The sequence below is a fragment of the Lacticaseibacillus jixianensis genome (genome assembly GCF_003946485.1).
GTDB lineage: Bacteria > Bacillota > Bacilli > Lactobacillales > Lactobacillaceae > Lacticaseibacillus > Lacticaseibacillus jixianensis.
Genome location: NZ_RHOJ01000007.1, coordinates 66,122 through 85,064 on the forward strand (window position 1 = coordinate 66,122; position 18,943 = coordinate 85,064).

An 18,943-nucleotide genomic window follows, 5' to 3' on the forward strand; every position below is an offset into this window, starting at 1 on the left:
GGATCCGTTAGGCCGCCGTACGGGAGGAATTAGGATGACACAACCGAAACCGAATCATGCATTTCGCTGGGGGATTCTCCTCAACTCGCTTTACATCGTCGCCGAAGTCGCGTTTGGCGTGATGGTGGGCTCCATCGCGCTGGTCGCCGATGCCTTGCACAACTTAAGTGATGTCTTGGGGCTGGGGATCGCCTGGTTCGCCAGCTGGCTGACTAGGCTCAAACCGACGGCGCAGCGAACATACGGCTACAAGGGGTCCTCGATCCTTGCGGCCCTGATCAACGCGGTTTTTCTGCTGATCGCGATGGGCGCGATCATCGTCGAGGCCGTGCAGCGGCTGGCGACGCCTGAGCCAACCAAAGGCGGCATCGTGATGCTGGTGGCGGGCCTGGGCATTATCGTCAATGGTGCCACGGCGATGATGTTTCACGCCGGTCAGCAGCATGATCTCAATATCCGCGGGGCCTTTCTGCACATGGCCGCGGACGCCGGGGTCTCCTTGGGCGTTGTGATCGCCGGCGGCATATACCTGCTCACCGGCTGGGAATGGCTGGATCCGGTGGTGTCCATCTTGGTTGCGCTGGCCGTTCTTGGCGGGACCTGGGGCTTGCTGAAGGATGCGGTCAACCTGGCGATGGCGGCGGTTCCCAAGGCCATCGACACCCAGAAGGTGCACGCCTTGATCAATGCCTACCCCACGGTGGCCGGCTGCCACGACCTGCACATCTGGGCGCTGAGCACGACAGACGTGGCCTTGACGGTGCACATTACCCGCAAGACCGACGTGAACAACGATCAGTTTCTCGAGCAACTCGGCTGCGAACTGCGCCGCCGCTTTGGCGTGGCTCACGTCACGATCCAAGTTGAATACGGCGACTACCTGCCGCTGCAATCCAGCGACAATCCGTATTAGTTGAGGCACCAAAATCAATTGGCCGGCTTGATCTAAATCAAGTTAATAACTGTGCGCGGCGCGTAAGCTGATAGGTGAGCAAGCTAGTTGCGATGGCTCGCAGGGAGGAATCATCATGCATCAACACGAAGCAGAGGATTGTGTGCGGCTGGTCCCCATTTTTCAAACGCTGGGCGAGGCCGATATTGCCGCGATCGCGCAGTTGGTCCGAGACCATCAGCTAAAGGCGGGCGAGTTCCTGTTCACTGAGGGCACCGCCGCCGATCGTCTTTACATCCTGGCCCACGGTCAGGCAAAGATCACGCAAAGCACGGCAGCCGGCCGCGAGCAGCTGTTGCGGGTGCTGGGGCCCGGGGATTTCGACGGGGAAGGGGTGCTGTTTACCAAGGGTGAGCACACCACGACCAGCACGGCTTTGACCCCGCTGAGCGTCTGCACGATCAGTCAGCAGGATTTTCAGGCGCTTCTCAAAAGCACCCCTGCGCTGGCCCTAAACGTGCTCAACGCGCTTGGCCAGCGGGTCGTGGCCCTGGAGGCGCAGACCACCGCGCAGGCGGTGGCCAGCGTGGGTGAGCGGCTGGCTAATTACCTCGTCGAGACGTCGGCGGCGCTCGGCCAAACGAGCTTTGAGCTGCCTTTGAAGAAAAAGGACTTGGCCCAGTACCTTGGCACGACCCCGGAAACAATCAGTCGTAAGCTGGCACACTTCGCGGCAGCCGGCTTGATCAAGCAAAGCGGCCGTCAGCACATCGAGGTGATCGATGCAGACGGGCTGACGCTTGAAGCGTAGCAAAGGTCGCTACATAAAGCGGTTTTCGCCCAAAGCGCAAGCGCCTCTACAGTGCGATTCGGTTTTAGGATCGCACTGTAGAGGCGCTTATTTACGTGGCGTTGCTTTATGAAACGCGACTAGGGAGTTATCGCTTACTCACCTAGAATTCGCGGTAATAGTAAATGTCGGTGTCGCCTTGCTGCGAGGTGAAGCGGTAATCGTTGGTATTCAGCCCGCCAATGTGAAACCCGCTGGCGAGGTAGAACCGGTTAGCCCCGAGGTTCGAGCCTTGAGCGATCGTGCAAAGCCCGCGCAGCCCCCGCTGTTCGGCGATCGGCCCGGCGACTTCCAGTAATTGCTTGGCGACCCCGTGCCGCCGGTACTGGGAATTGACTTTCAGGTCGGCGAGGTACAGATAGTGATTGTAATGGAAATCATCCTCGAAGGTCGCCAGGCCGATGCACTGCTGGCCGGCGAAGGCACCTAAGGCAAAGCCAGCGGCGTCGATGGCGGCCAGCTGATAGTCTTCTTCGGGAAAGGTTTGCTGCGAAGAGGCGGGGTCCAGCTGCTCGCGGTGGTGCCAGCCGGTATTGTCGTACGAGACGATCAGGTGGCCGAAGCGGGTGAACGGCTGGTTTGGGAGCCTCAGCGCCGCTTCGTTGACCTGGGTGATGCGCGTGATCGTGATTGTCATGATGTCCTCCATTGGCGCCTAGCGCTGCGGCGCGTCTTTTCGTTAAGTCGTAGGTCAGCGCAGCTGCAGGTCGGCGTTGAAGAACTGCGGGTAGGCGCGGTAGCAGGCGATCACGCTGGCAAGACTGGTGGCGGCCAGCAGCATAAAGGTGACCATGATCTGGTACATGATGGCCTTGGTCGGATCGATGCCGGCAAAAATCAGCCCGGACATCATCCCAGGCAGGCTGACCAGGCCCACTGTTTTGGCCGAATCGATGGTCGGCGCCATCCCGGTTTTAATTGCGGCGCGCACGATCTCTGCGGTGGCCTGCTTGGCGTCGGCCCCCAGTGCAAGCCGCTCCAAGACAGCCTGGCGCTGGTCGTGAAAGGTCGCGTTTAAGTTGCGGTAACACAGGCCGATGGCGACCATCGCGTTGGAGGCGATCATGCCAGAGATCGGGACGATCTGGCTGGGCGTGAACTTGACTGCGTGGGCCAAGACCAGCAGGGCGATGGTGGTGACGGTGGCGGCGCTGATGGCGAGCAGCGAGATCGCGTAGGCGTGGGGAATCCCGTTGGCCCGCCCCCGGGCGTTCCAGGCGGCGTTGAGGATGATAACGGCGACCATCAGCAGGGTCAGGGGGGCGCGGTCGACCTTGATGATGTAAGTCAGGACGTACCCAACGACGGTCAGCTGAATCACGGCCCGCAGGACGCCGGTGATCAGGTCCTTCTCCATGCCGATGTGCTCTTTGAAGTTGACCAGTAAGGCGATGATGACCAGCACGACGGCAAAGGCGAGGGCGGTGGGACTGACGATTAGATTATTCATGTTCTGCCTCCATTCTGCCGCCGGTGATGGTGATCAGCCGGTGGGCGACGGCAATTTCCCCTTCATCATGGGTGACTGCCAGTACGGTGAGCCCATCGTGCTGATTCTTTGATTCGATCAGCCGGTGGACAATTTCCTTTGTCGCGCTATCCAGCCCGGTGGTGACTTCATCCAGCAAAAGGACGTCAGGCGTAAAAAGGAGGTTCCGGATCAGCGCCACGCGCTGCTTTTCGCCGCCGGACAGTTCGGTGATCGGCTTGTCCAGCATGCTCTCTGGAAGGTCGACTTCCGCCAGCGCCTGCATGGCCTGCGTTGGATCGAAGGGGCGATCGCGCAGGCTGAAGGGAAAGGCGAGGTTATCGCGAACGGTGTCGCCGAACAAGCTCGGTTGTTGAAAGCAGTACGAGACCTGACGGCGATAGGCGACCTTGGCGTAGCTCCCCTGCGGCTGGTCGCGATAGGTGATCGTCCCGCTGGTCGGCGTCAGCAGTGTCGCAATCAGGCGGAGCAGCGTGCTTTTGCCTGAGCCTGAGGGCCCGGAGAAGGTCACGTATTCGCCTTCCTCGACGGTGAAACTGATATCAGTGAGGATCGCACGTTCCGGCGTTTTGAAGCCGACGTGGTCAAGTTGAAAAAGCATTCACTCACGTCCTTTCTATCTGATAACCATTCTAATCTAATTAAGGTGGCAGTGTCACTAAATTCTATTCGAGATTGGTTATTTCGGAAATTTGGCGAACGTTCGGCATATTTTTACAAAAAGTCTAGGAATATGACCTGAAATCCCATATAATATTGGAGATTGGTACCAAATTCGGTGCAATAATCCAAATATTCGGAGTTTAAGGAGATAACCTATGACAAAAGTTCGGCGTAGCGACCGGTTGATCGACATGACCCGGTACCTATTGGAGCGGCCTCACACATTGGTGCCGCTGACTTATTTCTCGAAGCGGTATGATTCCGCCAAGTCCTCCATTTCTGAGGACTTGGCGATCGTGCGGCGGGTGTTTGCGACTCGCCAAACTGGGATCTTGGAAACTGTTCCTGGCGCAGCGGGCGGCGTCCGCTTCATCCCAACCATCGGCGAGGCCGAGGCCGAGGCGTTTCTCACGGAAATGGCGCATCGCCTTTCCGAAACCGACCGGCTGCTGCCGGGCGGGTACGTCTACCTGTCCGACTTGCTTGGAACGCCAGACGTTCTGCGGCAGATCGGCCGGCTGATCGCCACGCAGTACTTGGATGCAAAAGTTGATGCTGTGATGACCGTCGCCACTAAGGGTATCCCGATCGCCCAAAGCGTGAGTCAGTACCTGGACGTCCCGTTCGTGATCGTGCGCCGCGACAGCAAGATCACGGAAGGCTCGACGGTGTCCGTCAATTACGTGTCTGCCAGCTCTGCCCGCATTGAGAAAATGGAGTTGTCCAAGCGCAGTCTCCCAGCCGGCTCCCGCGTTTTGATCGTCGATGACTTCATGAAGGGCGGCGGCACAGTCAACGGGATGCGGAGCTTGATCAAGGAGTTCGACGCCGAGCTGATCGGCATCTCCGTGTTTGCGGAAGGCAACTTTTCCGGTGACCGCATGGTGACTGACTACACCAGCTTGATCCGCGTCGATGAGGTGGACACCAAGGCCAACACGCTGCACGCCATTGCAGGGAATTACCTCGTTCAAAATCAAGACCGCCTACACGCACTGAGCAAATGAGTGCCTACCTGATTCCAATCAAAAGTGCGGTGATGGCCTTTCCCTTCATCGCATTTTTCGTGTCGTTGCCGTTCATGGTGGGACAGTATCGCAAGTATGGCAGTTTCCTGTTCTGGCGGGCAGTAGTGCTGTACAGCTTTGTGTTCTACCTCCTTGCGGCATACTTCATGATCATGCTGCCGTTGCCGAGTGTGGCCAGCGTGGCGAAATTGACGACCCCGCATTACAATCTCACGCCTTTCATGGCGCTGCGAACGTTTCTGAAGACCACAGTGTTTGTTCCTGGTGAGCCGGGGACTTGGCTTGCCGCGTTGAAGCAGCCCGGCTTCATTCAGCCGGCGTTTAATCTGGTCCTGACGCTGCCGTTTGGGGTCTACCTGCGCTATTACTTTAAGCGCAGTCTCAAACAGATCCTGGTGCTGTCTTTGGCCCTCAGCCTGGTTTTTGAGCTGACGCAGTTATCGGGGCTTTACGGCATCTACCCGCGGCCCTACCGGCTGTTTGACGTCGACGACCTGATCATCAATACGACTGGTGGGCTCCTAGGCGGTCTGATTGCACCAGCGCTGATGCGGGCCTTTCCGACCCGCGAGGCGATGGACGCCAAAAGCTACGCCAGGGGGACACGGGTCACCTGGCTGCGCCGGTTTGCAGCCTTTTTGATCGATAACCTCGTTGGCGTCGGCTTGATCAGTCTGGTGTTGACGCTGCTTGCCCGGCTGTTTGGGGTCACTGGGGCGGAAGTTGATACGCTGATCAGTGCCTTCGTTGCGCCGCTGCTGGTCTTTATTATTGCCCCTGCGCTGAACCGCGGCGCCACGTTAGGCAAACGTTTGGTGGGCATCCGGATCGTGCGGGAAGATGGCCAGCCGGTGGAATTCTGGCGCTTAGCTTACCGGGAATTTTTACTTTACGGCTTTGCCAAGTATGTCCTGATTGGCTTTAATCAGGTGTTCGTGGCGCTTTTCTCTCAGTTCCACCGCACCGAGTTGAACTGGGCGCTGTTTGCCATCCTGGGGGTGGGGGTGCTATTTCTGGTGGCCAACTTGCTCTGGGAAGTGGTCACCTTAGACAACCATTACTTCTACGATGTCTGGGCCAAGACCAAGCAGGTCAGCACTATTCACGCCAAGCAGTAAGCGCCCAAACGCTGCTGTGAAGCGGTCTATTCCGATTTTCTGATTTGCGCCGAACCCGCCGCTGGGCTATGCTTAGGATAATTTGAAATGGAATAGGAGTCATAGCATGACGAAGAAATTCACGCTTATTTTGGCTGCTGGCAAGGGCACCCGGATGAAGTCCAAGCTTTACAAGGTGCTCCACGAGGTTTGCGGCAAGCCGATGGTCGACCACGTGCTGACCGAAGTGGAAAAAACGCACCCGGACCGGGTCGTCACCATCGTTGGCCACGGCGCCGAGGCGGTCGAGGAGACGCTCGGTCAAAGGACCCAGTACGTTGTCCAGGAGCAGCAGCTTGGCACCGGTCACGCCGTGCTTCAAGCAGAGCCGCTGATTGGCGGTGAGGCGGGGATGACCCTGATCGTTTCAGGCGATACGCCGCTGTTCACGGCAGAAACGTTTAAAAAGCTTTTCGAATACCACAAGGACAAGGGCGCAACGGCGACGATCCTCACCGCCCAGGCGCCTGATCCGTTCGGTTACGGCAGGATCATCCGCAGCGATATCGGCACCGTGCAGAAGATCGTGGAGCAAAAGGACGCGACTCCTGAAGAGGCGCGCGTGGCCGAGATCAACACTGGCGTCTATGTCTTTGACAACCAAGAGCTCTTCGCGGCGCTGCACCAGGTCAAAAATAACAACGCGCAAGGGGAGTACTACCTGCCTGACGTCATTCAGATCATGAAGGCCAAGGGCGACGTCATTGCCGCGTATCGCATGCCGGACTTCTCTGAGTCCATGGGGGTCAACGACCGCGTGGCGCTGGCTGCGGCAACTAAAGTCATGCAGGCCCGCATCAATCGTCAGCACATGCAAAATGGCGTCACCCTGATCGATCCGGCGACGACGTACATCGATGCCGACGTGACCATTGGCGCCGACACCGTCATTGAGCCGGGTGTTTCGCTCAAGGGCCGCACGACGATTGGCGCGGACTGCAAGATTGGGACTCACTCCGAGCTGATCGACGCGACCCTGGAGGACGGGGTCACGGTGACGAGCTCGACCATTGAGGACTCGATCATGCGCAAGGGGTCGAACATCGGTCCGAACTCGCACCTGCGGCCGCAGTCTGACATTGGCGAGGAGGTCCACTTGGGCAACTTCGTCGAGGTCAAGAAGGCGACGATTGGGCCCCGCACCAAGGTTGGCCACCTGACTTACGTGGGGGACGCGACACTGGGCGCGGACATCAACGTGGGCTGCGGCGTGGTCTTCGTCAATTACGACGGCGTGAAGAAGTGGCACACCGAGGTCGGCAGCCACGCCTTCATCGGCTCTAATTCGAACATCATTGCCCCGGTCAAGATCGCTGACCACAGCTTCATCGCGGCCGGCTCGACCATCACCGACGATGTTCCGTACCACGCAATGGGCATTGCCCGCGCGCGGCAGACCAACAAGCCCGATTTCTGGGACCGCTCCGCGCTGGCGAAAGACGCCGAATGGAACGCGGACGATGCGCATCAGTCATGAAAATCTGTTTGAAAACCAGCAGGCAAATTTTGAAAGCCGGCTGGTTTTGTTCGGTTAAAATCTGATGACACTGTTCGTCAGACCCGCCGCTTGGTTGGATGTTCTGGTATAATCGGCTTGTAAACTGTGCAATTTGATCGAACGTCTGGTAGTCAATTCAATCTGATGGAGGAAAACATGTCCTACTCTGATCCAAAGTTGAAGATTTTTGCCCTGAACTCAAACAAGCCCCTCGCGGAGAAAATCGCCGCTGAAGTGGGGGTCGAGTTAGGGAAGTCATCAGTGACCCGGTTCTCTGACGGGGAAATTCAGATCAACATCGAGGAAAGTATCCGTGGCGATGATATCTACCTGATCCAGTCCACGTCTGCGCCGGTCAACGATAACCTGATGGAGCTGCTCATCATGATCGACGCCTTGCGCCGCGCGTCTGCGCATACCATCAGCGTTGTGATCCCCTACTACGGTTATGCGCGGCAGGATCGCAAGGCCCGTTCACGCGAGCCAATCACGGCGAAGCTGGTGGCCAACATGCTTGAACGGGCCGGTGCGACCCGAGTGCTGGCACTAGACCTGCACGCAGCACAGATCCAAGGCTTCTTCGACATTCCGGTGGATCACCTGATGGGGGCGCCGCTGCTGGCCGATTACTTCATCCGCAGCGGTTACACCAACGCCGACACGGTCGTGGTCTCACCTGATCACGGCGGCGTGACGCGGGCGCGCAAGCTGGCCGAGTTTTTGAAGGCCCCAATTGCCATCATTGACAAGCGGCGGCCGCGGCCTAATGTTGCCGAGGTCATGAACATCGTTGGTCACGTTAAGGGCAAGCGGTGCATCATCATTGACGATATGATCGACACGGCCGGCACGATCACGCTGGCCGCCCAAGCGTTGAAGGATGCTGGCGCGATCGAGGTTCAGGTCGCGGCAACGCACGCCGTCTTCTCCGGCCCCGCCGTCGAGCGGCTGCAAAACAGTGCCATCGAGCGGGTGGTCGTCACCGACTCGATCAACCTGCCAGAAGCCAAGAAGATCGACAAGCTGACCATCGTGTCAGTTGGGCCGCTCATTGGGCGGGCCATCACGCGGATCCAGGAAAACAAGCCCGTTTCTCCGTTGTTCGAGAATCGGTTTACCAAGTAACCAAGACTGGCAACTTTGCCGGATCCCAAAAACTGCCCCACTTCAGCCGCTGCTGAGGTGGGGCAGTTTTTCACTTATTTTGGCGCCTGCTTGGCCAGCAAGTCGCGGATCTCGGTGAGCAGTTCTTCTTGGGTCGGACCAGTCGGCGCGGCCGCTTTCTTGGGCATCAGCTTGTTGGCGGCGCGAACCAGCAAGAAGACGATGAAGGCGACGATCAAGAAGTTCAGCACGTCGTTAATGAACTGACCATAGGCGAAGCGCGCACCGAACACTGTCGCGCTAAGCTTGGTCAGGCTGGAGCTGCGCAGGAACAACCCGATGAGCGGATTGATCAAGTTCTTGGTGAGGCTCGTGATGACCGCGGTGAACGCCGCCCCAATGATGACCCCAACGGCCATATCGAGCACGTTACCGCGCATGATAAAGGCCTTAAATTCTTTGAGCACTGGTATTTCCCCCTTCACTGCATCTTGCCTTAATTGTAGCAAAACGAGCGGCGAGAGAACACCACGGCGGCGCTATTCGATGATCTGAGACTTGCGCGTGATGTGGTGCATCTTGTTGATCCACGGCCGGATCGGGCCCTTCAGCAGCAAGCCCAGCAGGAAGAAGGTGAGCCCAAACGCGGCTAGTTTCCAAACGTCCTGCCAGAAGTTAGGCCAGTAGATGCCGCCGACGGTTTCCCGGAGCAGGTTCACCGCATAGGTAAACGGCAGCCAGGGATTGATGGCCTGAAAGAAGTGGCCGGAAAGAACGACCGGGAAGTTCCCGCCGGCCCCGGAGATGGAGAGGACGAGAATGATAATGCCGATGCCTTTGCCGATGTTGCCAAACAGGCTGATCAACGCGTACATGATCGAGACGAAGACGACGCTGAGAAACATTGCGCCCAGCAGGTACAGGGGCTTGTTGACGACAAAGGTGCTGATCAGGATGATGTTGCCCGCCCCGGCGATCAGCCCCTGCAGCATGGCCAGCCCCACGAAGGTCAACCACCGCGCGACGTACTGCTGCTTGACGGAGGCGGCGAAATCGGCAGGCAGCTTGTATTCAGTGATCAAGATCGCCCCGAGCAGCAGCGCACCGACCCAGATGCAAAGTGCGAGGTAGAATGGGGCGCTCTGCGACCCGTAAGTCGGGATCGGGTAGATACTGGTGGACGCAATGGTGACGGGATTGGCCAAAAAGTCGGCTTCCTTGCCAGCATCCCGGCGCAACAGCTTGATGAGCGCCGTGAGGTCAATGGTTTGCTCGCCCTTCTTGATGGCGGCGCTGCCGCGCTGGATGGCGTCCTTGAGCGTTGGCCAGTCGCTTTGCTTAAAGGCCGCCGCCTTGTTCAGTCCATCCTTGAGTGCCGGCATCTTGGCGTTGGCCAAGGCGAGGCTGGTCGTCAGCTGGGTTTCAATCCCCGGCAGGTCGGACTGGATGAAGTCACTGGCAGTTTTCAGCTTTGTGCGCAGCGCCGGGAATTCATTGCGGTACAGCGCGGCCACGGTGGTGATGCCGCTTTTGATCAGGGCCATGTGGCCGTTCAGGAGCGTATTGGCATCGGTGAGTTCCTGGCGCAGGGCCGGCAGCTGGGTCTTGACTTGTTTGAGGAAGACGTTGGCCTGGGTGAGCAAGGTCTTGGTGTTACTCAGCAGACTCGGCAACGCGGGGATGATGTGCGCATTGATCGTGCCCAGGGTGGTTTGGGTGCTGCTCAGCACCGTTTCAAACTGGCTCAGGACCGTCTGGACGCTGCCGCCTAAGTTAAGCTGCTGCAGGTTGCTTGCGGCCTGCGCAAAGCCGTCAGCGGTGGTGACCAACTGGGCGAGCCTTGCTTGCAGCTGCGCGGTGGAAAGGGTGGGGACCTGAGCGGCGAGCTGATCGGCCTGGCGGGCGACGACGGTTGCGACCGCAGCGAGCGCGTTCAGGCGGCTGATCGCATCAGCAAACGGGGTGCGCTGATCGTGATTCAGTGCCTGCAGGCTGGCCTGAAGCTTGGTCAGCGTCTGGGCCAGGCTGGTGGCGGTGGCAGCAGCCTGGCTTTGCCGCGTGGCCAGCGCGGTCAAGCGGTTGGCCATGGCTGCTTTGACGGTTGCGGTATCCTTGGCATGATCCAGCGCGGCTAATTGCTGATTCAGGCTGCTCAGGTCCAGGCTGAGGCTGGTGTTCGCCGTTTGGATGAGGGTTAACCCTGCGGTGGTGGCATTTTGGACGATGGTGAGGGCCTGGCGGATTTTGGGGAGGACGGCGTTCTTGGTCGTTCCGACTGCTCCTTGCGCGGCCTGGCCAAACTGCGTTAGTGCCGGCAGCGTGCCAGCCACTTGGTCGATGATCGTCAGGCTCTGGCTGGTGATCGTGACGCCGTTATCGACGGCCCGGCTCAAGTCGTCAAAGTGAGTTGCCACCGTGTTTAACTGGCTGCCGGCGCGCTGCACTTCCGGCAGCTTACCTTGGACCTGGGTCGCCAGCTGGCCGGCCGAGGCGACCATCGGCAAAAACTGCTGCGCGGAGACCAGCTTTTGCGTCATCGCATTCACTTCCGGCAGGTAGGTCGCCATCTGATTGGCGGTGTTCAGCTTGGCCTCAAGGTCCGGCACCTTGGCTTTCAGTGCGGTCACCTCGTTAAGGTACCGTTCAATGGTCGGCAGCTGGGCGTCCGTGCTGGTGACGAGGCTGGCGAAGCGGCGGATCAGCGGCAGGTTCTCATCAAGCTTGATGCCTGCCTGGTTAAACACGCCGACCAGCGTTTTGGCGACGGTATCGACAAATTCATCGCTGATGGTCCCCTGCAAAGTCGAGGCCGCCGTGCCAGTGAGTTTGGGGGCCACGGCGTTGATTTTTTCGTTCACGTAATACTTAAGCTGGGGCTTTTGAATTTTACCGTCGACAAACGACAGTAAGTCTTTGGAGAACCGCTTGGGCACGACGATCCCGGCGTAGTACTTCCCTGACTTGACCCCGGAAATGACCTGCGATTGGGAATCAACGAACTGCCAGCCGAGTTTCTTGTTGTGGTGAAGCTGATCAGTGAGCGCCTCACCGATCGCGATTTTTTTATTCTGAAAAGTTGCGGGCTGATCGGCGGAGTAAACGGCCACTTTCAGATCTTGCGTGTTCGAGTAGGGATCCCACAGCGCCCACACGTTGAACCAGCAGTACAGGCTGGGGATCACGACCAGTGCCGCGATCAGCAGAAAGGCAAAGGGGCTTTTTAAGATGCGCTTCCAGTCTAAGGCGACCAGGTGAGCAATGTTTTTCATAATGTCCTCCATATCAAACACTTATATCCTCCGCGCTAGCATACCGGATTTTGTGGGGGTTGGCCACCCCTTTAAAGCCAGTAATTCACGACTGGCGAGAGCCGCATTCCCCTGGATGGTGGGGCGCATGTGGCCAGCACCCGAGCACCAAAAAAAGGCCCCGCGGCAGCGCCTCAAGGCCAATTCATGGTAATTCTCTGCATTTAACTGACCGCCTGACCGATCGCGACCACGATCGCCAGCAGTGTGATCAGGCCGCCGGCGACGATGTGGCGCCGCTTGTGGATGACCACAAAGGCGAGGTACTCGCGGATCACTGCGTTAGGCAAGAAGTAAAACGAGGTCGCGGCCCCCACCCCGTTGGCGTCCAGCCCGGCGGCCCGGGCGAAGACGCCAGCGCGAAAGAGGTGATAATTGTTCGTGAAAAAGGCCGCCTTAACAGGCCGGGGGCCTTCACGCTTGGTGATGAGGGCCTTGGAGAACTTCATGTTCTGGTAGGTGGTCTTGGATTGGTCCTCCACCAACGTTGCGTCTTCCGGAATACCATGGGCGATCGCCCACTGCTGCATGGCCCGCCCCTCGGGCAGCTTTTCGTCCCCGCCTTGCCCGCCGGAAAAAATAATGTGGGGGGCCGGCCGCCCCAGGCGGACCTGTTTGTGGTAGAACGTGATGGCCACCTGAATGCGTGCGGCCAGCAGCGGGCTCACCTGGTCGCCGTGGAGCAGGCCGGCGCCGAGCACGATCAAATAGTCCCGATCATGCCGCGGCCGGTAAAGGTTGTACAGCACGAGGATGGTGAGAAAGTTGTAAAGGGCGATCAGTTCGTAGCCGATCCCCAGCGTGAAGAAGACGCTGAGGCCGGCGTAGAGCCAGCTTGGGACCCAGCTGCGGCCGACGACCGCCGCCACTTCCAGCAGGATCAGCCCCACTGCGAGCGCCAGCGTCAGCATGTTGCCGAGGCTATGCCCCTCGCGCCGCCAGACCAGCCACGCGTTCCACAGCAGCCAGACTAAGTGCAGCGAGAAGAGCAACGCCACCACGAGGACAAAGATGATGAACAGCGTTGCCGATACCGCGATCAAAAGGCGGTTTTGCGAGCTGAGGATCGCCACAGCGGCAGTGGCCAAGGCAGTGAGCGCAAAGAGGTTGAACAGCATGCCGTTATAAAGGTGGCGCGGTTCCCGCAGGAAGCTGTAGAAAAAAAGGGCACCGGTGATGATGACAGGCAGGTAGAGCCAGAAACTTGGCGAAGGCATTTGAACACATCCTTAGTGGCGATTAAATAGCAGGTCGAGTATAATGAGGAAAAAATGAGAAGAGGATGGCACGAGTCATGGCAGAGCCAGTGTTTGGTCAAAAAGATCCCAAGCTAGATTATCAAAAGCGGGTCGGGGTTTACGGGGTGATCCCAGATCGTGATGGGAAGCGGCTCCTGATCTTGGAGGCGCCCAACCACGCGCTGTTTTTACCAGGCGGCGAGGTCGAAGCAGGCGAGACCGACGAGCAAACGCTGAGGCGTGAGCTGCTTGAGGAATTCGGGGTGACCGTCACGATTGGTGAGAAGCTGGGAACGGCGGCGGAGTACTTTTACTCCCATCACCGCCAAACCGCTTATTACCACCCGGCGACGTTCTACGCTTGTTCGGACATCAAGCAGGTCCAAAGCCCACTGGAGGATTTCAACACGCTGATGCTGATGCCGATCGCACTGGCAGCCGCTTCCTTGAAGCGGCCGACCCACCGCTACGGGGTGGCCCAGTGGCTGCGTACCCATTAGCGCGGATCGATCAATGAGTCGTTCAGAAGGTACTGCTGGAAATGGGCGTAGGTGTCAGCGAATAAATCGCTGGCATTTTTGCTCAGCATGACTTTAGGAAAGTAGAACCGTTTGTCGCCGATCGCACGGCCGGAAATGGCGGCGACCAAAGGCGATTGGGTCGACAGCTCCTCAAGCGTCCCGTCCCGCTGGATGATCTCGATCTGGGTCTTGGGGTCGGCGACGCTGGGGTCGTACTGGTCGTAGGGGAGGTCAAAGCTGTCATTTTCGGCGGTGTAGTACGCCGGATCAAAGCCGGCGTCGGCCACAAGGGCGCGCAGCTTCGGCAGTAAGCCCGCCGTCTTGTCCGTGAAGGCGACCGACTTAAGCGGCCGCCGGCTCAGGAACCGACTGGCCAGGTCCTGAAGCACCAGGTCCGGGTAATCGAGCCAGTAAGTGAAGTAGGTGTTCAGTACGCCGTCGTCGAGGCGCAAGTAGTCCTGCAAGTTGAACTGATGTTCAAAGAACGGCACCAGCAGGCGCGGATTGAACCGAGTATCGAACCGGCCGGCCTCGTAAAGCGTCTTCGCCCGTTCAAGTAAGTGGGTCAGGATCATCTCCATACTGCGGGAGACGGGGTGAAAGTAGACCTGCTGGTACATCTGGAAACGGCCGACGATGTAGTCTTCAACCGCGTGCATGCCGTTGGCGTCAAACCCGATGCCGCCTTGATAAGGCCGCATCACGCGCAGGATGCGGGCAAGGTCGAATTCACCGTACTTGGTCCCGGTGAAGTAGGCATCGCGCAGCAGGTAGTCCATCCGGTCGGCATCGATCTGGCTGGAGATCATCTGGACGACCTGGGGGTTGGGGTAGGTGTGGGCGATCACACTGGCCACTTGCTCGGGAAAGTCAGGTGCGATGCTGCGGAGCACCGCGTTGACTTTGGTGCTGGGATCGGTCAGAATCCGCCGCGTGATGGCTTCGTGGTCCGTGTCAAAAATGTGCTCAAAAGTGTGCGAGTAAGGGCCGTGGCCGATGTCGTGCAGCAGGGCGGCACACAGTGCAACCAGCCGCTCGTGGTCGTCCCACAGGCCATCACCCGGCGTTTTGGTTGGGTAGTTAACCGCAAAGTTGTCGCAGATCTGACGGGTGATTTCGTAAACGCCAAGGCTGTGGGTGAAACGGGTGTGCTCGGCGCCTTGAAAGACGTAATCTGCCACGCCGAGCTGCTTGATCCGCCGCAGCCGCTGAAATTCAGGCGTGTTGATCAGATCGAGGATGACCTGATGTTGAACGTGGATATAATTGTGGACTGGATCGCGGAAGACTTTTTCCCGGGGTAACAGTTTGATGCTCATCGTTTATCTCCTTCAGTGCTGCAGCGGCATGAGGCAGTTATGGCCGCAAGCTTGATATATTCCTATTATATGCAACTTGATCACTCGCTGCATCTTTGGGCGCAAATGTGCCGGAAAGCGCACGGGTAAGTTATAATAGCCAAGAAAGGATGATGGCCATGGATTTAGCACACGGCGTTGACGTTCAAGTCCACCTCGAGACTTTTGTCACTCAAGAAGGCGAGACGGAGCGTCACGTGTTCGACGAACCGGGTACGGTCGTCCAGATGGGGGACACGCTGTACGTCCGGTACCGGGAGATCAACGAGCAAGAACACACCGATTATCCCGTCACGCTGAAGCTGCGCGGGGACGGGTCGGTTCAGTTATCACGGGGGTCCAGCGACGATGACACCCACCTACGGCTGCACTTTGCCAACAACCGGCGGATCTTGACGCGCTATCGGACCCCTTACGGCGACATTCCGGTCGAGACCATCACGCCGCGCTTGGACGTACGTTTGACAACCGCCCCTTTGACCGGCGAGATCTACATTGAGTACGAACTGTTGGCCAATGGTGAGCACCTGGGAAATTATCGCCTGCGATTGCTTTTTACCGCGTGAGCGCGTATGATTCAAAATAGACTGTATTAACCAGAAAGGGCGTGTACCGGTTGAAACTTGATGTATTTGCCGATGCGAACAAATCGGAATTGTCCATGATCGAGGTGGCACGCGCCATTCTCGAGGAAAAAGGCGACACGATGGGCTTTGCGGACATCGTAAACGAGATTCAAACCTACTTGGGAAAGAGTGACTCGGAAATCCGTGGGCGCCTGCCGCAGTTTTACACGGACCTCAACGAGGACGGGAGCTTTATTTCCTTAGGCGACAACGTCTGGGGCCTGCGGGCGTGGTATCCATACGAATCCGTCGACGAAGAAGTGAACCATCCCGAAGACGAAGAGGATACACCGCGCCGGAAGAAGCGCAAGAAGGTTAATGCCTTCTTGGCCGACGCCGTGGATGATGATGACGTGATCGACTACAACGATGATGATCCGGAAGACGACGACTTTGATGCCGCCGACGACACGGAAGACGCCACCGATGACTTTGACGATGACGCTGATGACACTGATGAGACGGATGACGAGGACGACAGCCTACCTGATGGCATCGAGGGCCAGTTGGCCGAATTCTCCGACGATGACACCGACGACGCTGACGAGGAAGACGCGGACACGCCTGACTTCTCCAGCGATGCCGATGATGATGACGACAGTAGTGATAAATAGATCAGGCCTCATGAATACCCAAGCCGCAGTCGGTTTGGGTATTTTTTTTGCGTTACAGGGTTTACAATTCAGTTGAAACCGCATACAGCGGTTTTCTCCCCTGCGTCTGGCGCAAGCACAGGCGCAGAGGCAACCAAAGGAGATGCACTCATGACAGCAGCAATCACCCTCGACCACGTTCAAAAAGGGTTCAACGGGCGGCCAGTCCTTAAAGACGTGTCCTTTTCAATCGAACCCGGCACCATTGTGGGCTACATCGGTCAAAACGGCGCGGGTAAAAGCACGACGGTGAAGATCATCTTGGGTCTGCTGACTCAGGATGCAGGCGAGATCCTGCTCCAAGGGCGGGCCATTGACCGGGAGGACCCGACGTATAAGCAGCACATTGGGTATGTGCCCGAGGCCGCCGATATTTTCGATGCGCTGACCGCCAGGGAATACCTGACGCTCATCGGTCAGCTGTACGGGATGTCCGAGCAGGCGGCGGGGGTAAAGGCTCAAGCCCTGGCGGAAATTGTTGGCCTCGGGCCCGCTTTTGACCGGCGGGTGGCCGCTTACTCCAAGGGCATGCGTCAGCTGGTTTTGATCATCGCCAGCCTCCTGCACGATCCCGACATCCTCTTTTGGGATGAACCCTTGAACGGGCTGGATGCCAATTCGGTGCTGGTCGTCGAGGAGATCCTGCAGGAGTTGCGCAACCGCGGTAAGACGATCTTTTATTCCAGCCACATCATGGACGTGGTGCAAAAGCTGTCGGATCGGATCATTTTGCTCAATGAAGGGCGGGTGATCGCGGACGGCAATTTCCAGACCATCGCGGCCAACGCCGACACCAGCCTGCAGCAGCTGTTCAATGACTTGACCGGCTTTGCCGAGCACGGGGAAAAGGCCAAGCAATTCGTCGATATTGTGACGGAGGCGAACCGCGATGACTAACACCTTGCCAAAAAGTCTACGCTGGCTGGCGCACTTTCGCCCCCTGATCACCCGCATGGGGATCGACTACCCGCAGTTCACGTTGATCATGGCCACCAAGATGACTTTGGCTAACCGGGCGCCGGCCGGCATGATGGGACAGCGCAAGCCGAGCAGTCATCCACGGCCGCTGCTTTGGTCTTTTTTCGGCAACTTGCTGGTGGGAGTGATCGTCGGCCTCGTCATGCTGCTGCCGCTGCCGCTGATCTTGGTGCTGACCCTGTTTTATTCCTTGCTGTTCTTTATGTTCTTTCTCACGATGCTGACGTCATACGCGAGCCTGCTGCTCGATCCGCATGACCGGCCGGTCTACTCAGTGCGGGGCGTCTCTGATCGCACGCTGAACGCGGCCAAGCTCACCATTGTCGGCCTGTTTCTGGCGGTGACCATGCTCGCCTTGGCCGTGCCAGGGGCAGTCGTCTTGGGCCTGCGTTTCGGGCCGCTGGTGGCAATTGCCAGTGTGGTCGCGGCCATTTTTCTGGCAGTGCTCAGTCTGACGTTGGCCCTGTTCATGTACATGCTGGTCCTCCATTATTTCGACGGGGAGAAGCTCAAAAATATTCTGAACGTGGTGCAGATCGGCTTGGCCATTGGGCTCTACACGGCGGGGCAGCTGCCCAATCTCCTGGGGGTGGACGTGATCAGTGCCGTTCACTTGGAGCTATCCTTAACCGTCGAGTGGTGGGAATTTTTGGCGGTGCCAATGTGGTTTGCCGGCCTGCCGCTGCTGGCGGCCGGCCAGGTGGAAACACTCAGCCTACTGTTCACCGGCTTGAGCTTAGGGGTGCCAGCGCTGGCGATGGGGCTGTACCTGCACAACGCTGGCCGCTTCGAGCAGCTGCTGGAGAAGCTGAATCAAAGCTCGGACCGGGTGATCAGAGCGAGCCTCTGGTTCAGAGCGGCGCGGCAACTGGCCTCGCGCACGCACGAGACGGCGGCCTACTTCACGCTGGGCTGGCGGCAGCTGCAGTCTCAGCGTGACTATAAGTTGCGCGTTTACCCCCAGCTGGCATATGCCGTCATTATTCCGCTCGTGTTTGCCAGCAGTATTCTGCGCGACACCCACCTGAAGCTGACCGGCATGCTTGGGTACCTAGGCGTGGCTCTAGTGATCGCGATCCCGGTAGCGATCATCAACCTTAAGTTCTCGGCGCAGCCTGAAGCCATGCAGGTCTTCGCCTACGTGCCGTTTGCGCACCGCAGTTTGATTCGGCAAAGTGTGGTGCTGGCGCTGTTCATGCGCCTGGTGGTGCCGTTCATTCTGCTGTTCAGCCTCGCTGCCGTTCCCTTCGTGGGGCTGCGCGGACTGTCTGAAGGGCTGGCGGCCGGGGCGTTCACCCTGCTATTGACCCTGGGCACCGGCCAGCTTCTCCTTCACGGGCTGCCGTTCACCGAGGAGTTTGTGGCCAGTCGCGGGGCGCAGAACGGCCTAGTGGGCACGGTGGCCATCTTTGGTGGGATGCTTTTGGCAATGGTATTCATCACCACTGGCGTCCTTTTGAACAGCGTGTGGTTTGATTTAGGCGCGACGGCCGCCTCCGCTGCCCTCAGCTGGCTGTTGATCCGGCACAACCGGGTCCAGCTCGCTTAATTCTTGGCGGTGTATCGGCCGCGAGGAAAAC

18 protein-coding genes are annotated in these 18,943 nt (G+C 58.4%); 11 read left to right on the forward strand and 7 right to left on the reverse strand.

All coding sequences use genetic code 11. The features are described 5' to 3' along the window. Positions 1-34: 34 nt before the first annotated feature. Both EKM85_RS04820 and EKM85_RS04825 read left to right on the forward strand, forming a co-directional pair. Positions 35-913 (forward strand): cation diffusion facilitator family transporter, encoded by an 879-nt coding sequence (locus tag EKM85_RS04820; protein WP_125585138.1) that lies wholly within the window; start codon positions 35-37, stop codon positions 911-913. A 115-nt stretch (positions 914-1,028) separates the two neighbouring features. After that, complete coding sequence (locus EKM85_RS04825) at positions 1,029-1,703, forward strand: Crp/Fnr family transcriptional regulator (protein ID WP_125585139.1); 675 nt, start codon at positions 1,029-1,031, stop codon at positions 1,701-1,703. Between the two features lie 142 nt (positions 1,704-1,845). Here the strand turns inward: EKM85_RS04825 and EKM85_RS04830 are convergent, their stop codons facing one another. The 3 genes from EKM85_RS04830 to EKM85_RS04840 are packed head-to-tail and all read right to left on the reverse strand — an operon-like array spanning position 1,846 to position 3,832. Further along, positions 1,846-2,379 (reverse strand): GNAT family N-acetyltransferase, encoded by a 534-nt coding sequence (locus EKM85_RS04830; protein WP_125585140.1) that lies wholly within the window; start codon positions 2,377-2,379, stop codon positions 1,846-1,848. A gap of 54 nt (positions 2,380-2,433) precedes the next feature. Continuing rightward, entirely contained in the window at positions 2,434-3,192 is a 759-nt protein-coding gene (locus EKM85_RS04835; protein ID WP_125585141.1) for an ABC transporter permease, read from the reverse strand. Continuing rightward, complete coding sequence (locus tag EKM85_RS04840; protein ID WP_125585142.1) at positions 3,185-3,832, reverse strand: ABC transporter ATP-binding protein; 648 nt, start codon at positions 3,830-3,832, stop codon at positions 3,185-3,187. Before EKM85_RS04840 ends, EKM85_RS04835 begins: the two co-directional genes overlap by 8 nt. Positions 3,833-4,049: 217 nt before the next feature. On the opposite strand from EKM85_RS04840, the gene purR reads away from it, so the two are divergent. The 4 genes from purR to EKM85_RS04860 all read left to right on the forward strand — a co-directional run bounded on the left by purR (position 4,050) and on the right by EKM85_RS04860 (position 8,702). Continuing rightward, positions 4,050-4,901 (forward strand): pur operon repressor, encoded by an 852-nt coding sequence (gene purR / locus EKM85_RS04845; RefSeq protein WP_125585143.1) that lies wholly within the window; start codon positions 4,050-4,052, stop codon positions 4,899-4,901. Beyond that, positions 4,898-6,040, forward strand: a complete 1,143-nt coding sequence (locus EKM85_RS04850) for a VanZ family protein (RefSeq protein WP_125585144.1) — start codon at positions 4,898-4,900, stop codon at positions 6,038-6,040. The genes purR and EKM85_RS04850 overlap by 4 nt, the downstream gene beginning before the upstream one ends. 106 nt (positions 6,041-6,146) lie before the next feature. After that, the gene (gene glmU, locus EKM85_RS04855; protein WP_125585145.1) at positions 6,147-7,556 is read left to right on the forward strand and encodes a bifunctional UDP-N-acetylglucosamine diphosphorylase/glucosamine-1-phosphate N-acetyltransferase GlmU; all 1,410 of its coding nucleotides are present in this window, start codon (positions 6,147-6,149) and stop codon (positions 7,554-7,556) included. 177 nt (positions 7,557-7,733) lie between these two features. Next, positions 7,734-8,702 (forward strand): ribose-phosphate diphosphokinase, encoded by a 969-nt coding sequence (locus tag EKM85_RS04860; RefSeq protein WP_125585146.1) that lies wholly within the window; start codon positions 7,734-7,736, stop codon positions 8,700-8,702. A gap of 74 nt (positions 8,703-8,776) precedes the next feature. Here EKM85_RS04860 and mscL read toward each other — a convergent pair whose 3' ends face one another. The 3 genes from mscL to EKM85_RS04875 all read right to left on the reverse strand — a co-directional run bounded on the left by mscL (position 8,777) and on the right by EKM85_RS04875 (position 13,206). After that, the gene (gene mscL, locus EKM85_RS04865) at positions 8,777-9,148 is read right to left on the reverse strand and encodes a large-conductance mechanosensitive channel protein MscL (RefSeq protein ID WP_125585147.1); all 372 of its coding nucleotides are present in this window, start codon (positions 9,146-9,148) and stop codon (positions 8,777-8,779) included. Between the two features lie 72 nt (positions 9,149-9,220). Then, complete coding sequence (locus EKM85_RS04870; protein ID WP_125585148.1) at positions 9,221-11,950, reverse strand: YhgE/Pip domain-containing protein; 2,730 nt, start codon at positions 11,948-11,950, stop codon at positions 9,221-9,223. Between the two features lie 203 nt (positions 11,951-12,153). After that, on the reverse strand, positions 12,154-13,206 hold the full coding sequence (locus tag EKM85_RS04875) for a YdcF family protein (protein ID WP_125585149.1): 1,053 nt from the start codon (positions 13,204-13,206) through the stop codon (positions 12,154-12,156). Between the two features lie 77 nt (positions 13,207-13,283). On the opposite strand from EKM85_RS04875, the gene EKM85_RS04880 reads away from it, so the two are divergent. After that, positions 13,284-13,727 carry an NUDIX hydrolase gene (locus EKM85_RS04880; protein ID WP_125585150.1) on the forward strand — a complete coding sequence of 148 codons (444 nt, stop codon included), beginning with the start codon at positions 13,284-13,286 and terminating at the stop codon, positions 13,725-13,727. Here the strand turns inward: EKM85_RS04880 and EKM85_RS04885 are convergent. After that, on the reverse strand, positions 13,724-15,067 hold the full coding sequence (locus EKM85_RS04885) for an HD domain-containing protein (RefSeq protein ID WP_125585151.1): 1,344 nt from the start codon (positions 15,065-15,067) through the stop codon (positions 13,724-13,726). The two genes, EKM85_RS04880 and EKM85_RS04885, sit on opposite strands and share 4 nt — an antisense overlap. A gap of 158 nt (positions 15,068-15,225) precedes the next feature. Here EKM85_RS04885 and EKM85_RS04890 point away from each other — a divergent pair, with 158 nt between their 5' ends. The 4 genes from EKM85_RS04890 to EKM85_RS04905 all read left to right on the forward strand — a co-directional run bounded on the left by EKM85_RS04890 (position 15,226) and on the right by EKM85_RS04905 (position 18,912). Then, positions 15,226-15,672: a DUF1934 domain-containing protein gene (locus tag EKM85_RS04890; protein ID WP_125585152.1), complete on the forward strand. Its 447-nt coding sequence runs from the start codon at positions 15,226-15,228 to the stop codon at positions 15,670-15,672. 50 nt (positions 15,673-15,722) lie between these two features. Beyond that, the gene (rpoE, locus tag EKM85_RS04895; protein ID WP_125585153.1) at positions 15,723-16,346 is read left to right on the forward strand and encodes a DNA-directed RNA polymerase subunit delta; all 624 of its coding nucleotides are present in this window, start codon (positions 15,723-15,725) and stop codon (positions 16,344-16,346) included. 150 nt (positions 16,347-16,496) lie between these two features. Beyond that, entirely contained in the window at positions 16,497-17,282 is a 786-nt protein-coding gene (locus EKM85_RS04900; RefSeq protein WP_125585154.1) for an ABC transporter ATP-binding protein, read from the forward strand. Further along, entirely contained in the window at positions 17,275-18,912 is a 1,638-nt protein-coding gene (locus EKM85_RS04905; protein ID WP_125585155.1) for an ABC transporter permease, read from the forward strand. The genes EKM85_RS04900 and EKM85_RS04905 overlap by 8 nt, the downstream gene beginning before the upstream one ends. Positions 18,913-18,943 lie beyond the last annotated feature (31 nt).

Coding starts and splice junctions, on each gene's coding strand:
- EKM85_RS04875 (WP_125585149.1), bottom strand. CDS start 13,206: ATGCCTTCGCCAAGTTTCTGGCTCTACCTGCCTGTCATCATCACCGGT.
- EKM85_RS04890 (WP_125585152.1), top strand. CDS start 15,226: ATGGATTTAGCACACGGCGTTGACGTTCAAGTCCACCTCGAGACTTTT.
- EKM85_RS04860 (WP_125585146.1), top strand. CDS start 7,734: ATGTCCTACTCTGATCCAAAGTTGAAGATTTTTGCCCTGAACTCAAAC.
- glmU (WP_125585145.1), top strand. CDS start 6,147: ATGACGAAGAAATTCACGCTTATTTTGGCTGCTGGCAAGGGCACCCGG.
- purR (WP_125585143.1), top strand. CDS start 4,050: ATGACAAAAGTTCGGCGTAGCGACCGGTTGATCGACATGACCCGGTAC.
- EKM85_RS04830 (WP_125585140.1), bottom strand. CDS start 2,379: ATGACAATCACGATCACGCGCATCACCCAGGTCAACGAAGCGGCGCTG.
- EKM85_RS04825 (WP_125585139.1), top strand. CDS start 1,029: ATGCATCAACACGAAGCAGAGGATTGTGTGCGGCTGGTCCCCATTTTT.
- EKM85_RS04840 (WP_125585142.1), bottom strand. CDS start 3,832: ATGCTTTTTCAACTTGACCACGTCGGCTTCAAAACGCCGGAACGTGCG.
- EKM85_RS04820 (WP_125585138.1), top strand. CDS start 35: ATGACACAACCGAAACCGAATCATGCATTTCGCTGGGGGATTCTCCTC.
- EKM85_RS04905 (WP_125585155.1), top strand. CDS start 17,275: ATGACTAACACCTTGCCAAAAAGTCTACGCTGGCTGGCGCACTTTCGC.
- EKM85_RS04870 (WP_125585148.1), bottom strand. CDS start 11,950: ATGAAAAACATTGCTCACCTGGTCGCCTTAGACTGGAAGCGCATCTTA.
- EKM85_RS04880 (WP_125585150.1), top strand. CDS start 13,284: ATGGCAGAGCCAGTGTTTGGTCAAAAAGATCCCAAGCTAGATTATCAA.
- EKM85_RS04900 (WP_125585154.1), top strand. CDS start 16,497: ATGACAGCAGCAATCACCCTCGACCACGTTCAAAAAGGGTTCAACGGG.
- EKM85_RS04850 (WP_125585144.1), top strand. CDS start 4,898: ATGAGTGCCTACCTGATTCCAATCAAAAGTGCGGTGATGGCCTTTCCC.
- EKM85_RS04885 (WP_125585151.1), bottom strand. CDS start 15,067: ATGAGCATCAAACTGTTACCCCGGGAAAAAGTCTTCCGCGATCCAGTC.
- EKM85_RS04835 (WP_125585141.1), bottom strand. CDS start 3,192: ATGAATAATCTAATCGTCAGTCCCACCGCCCTCGCCTTTGCCGTCGTG.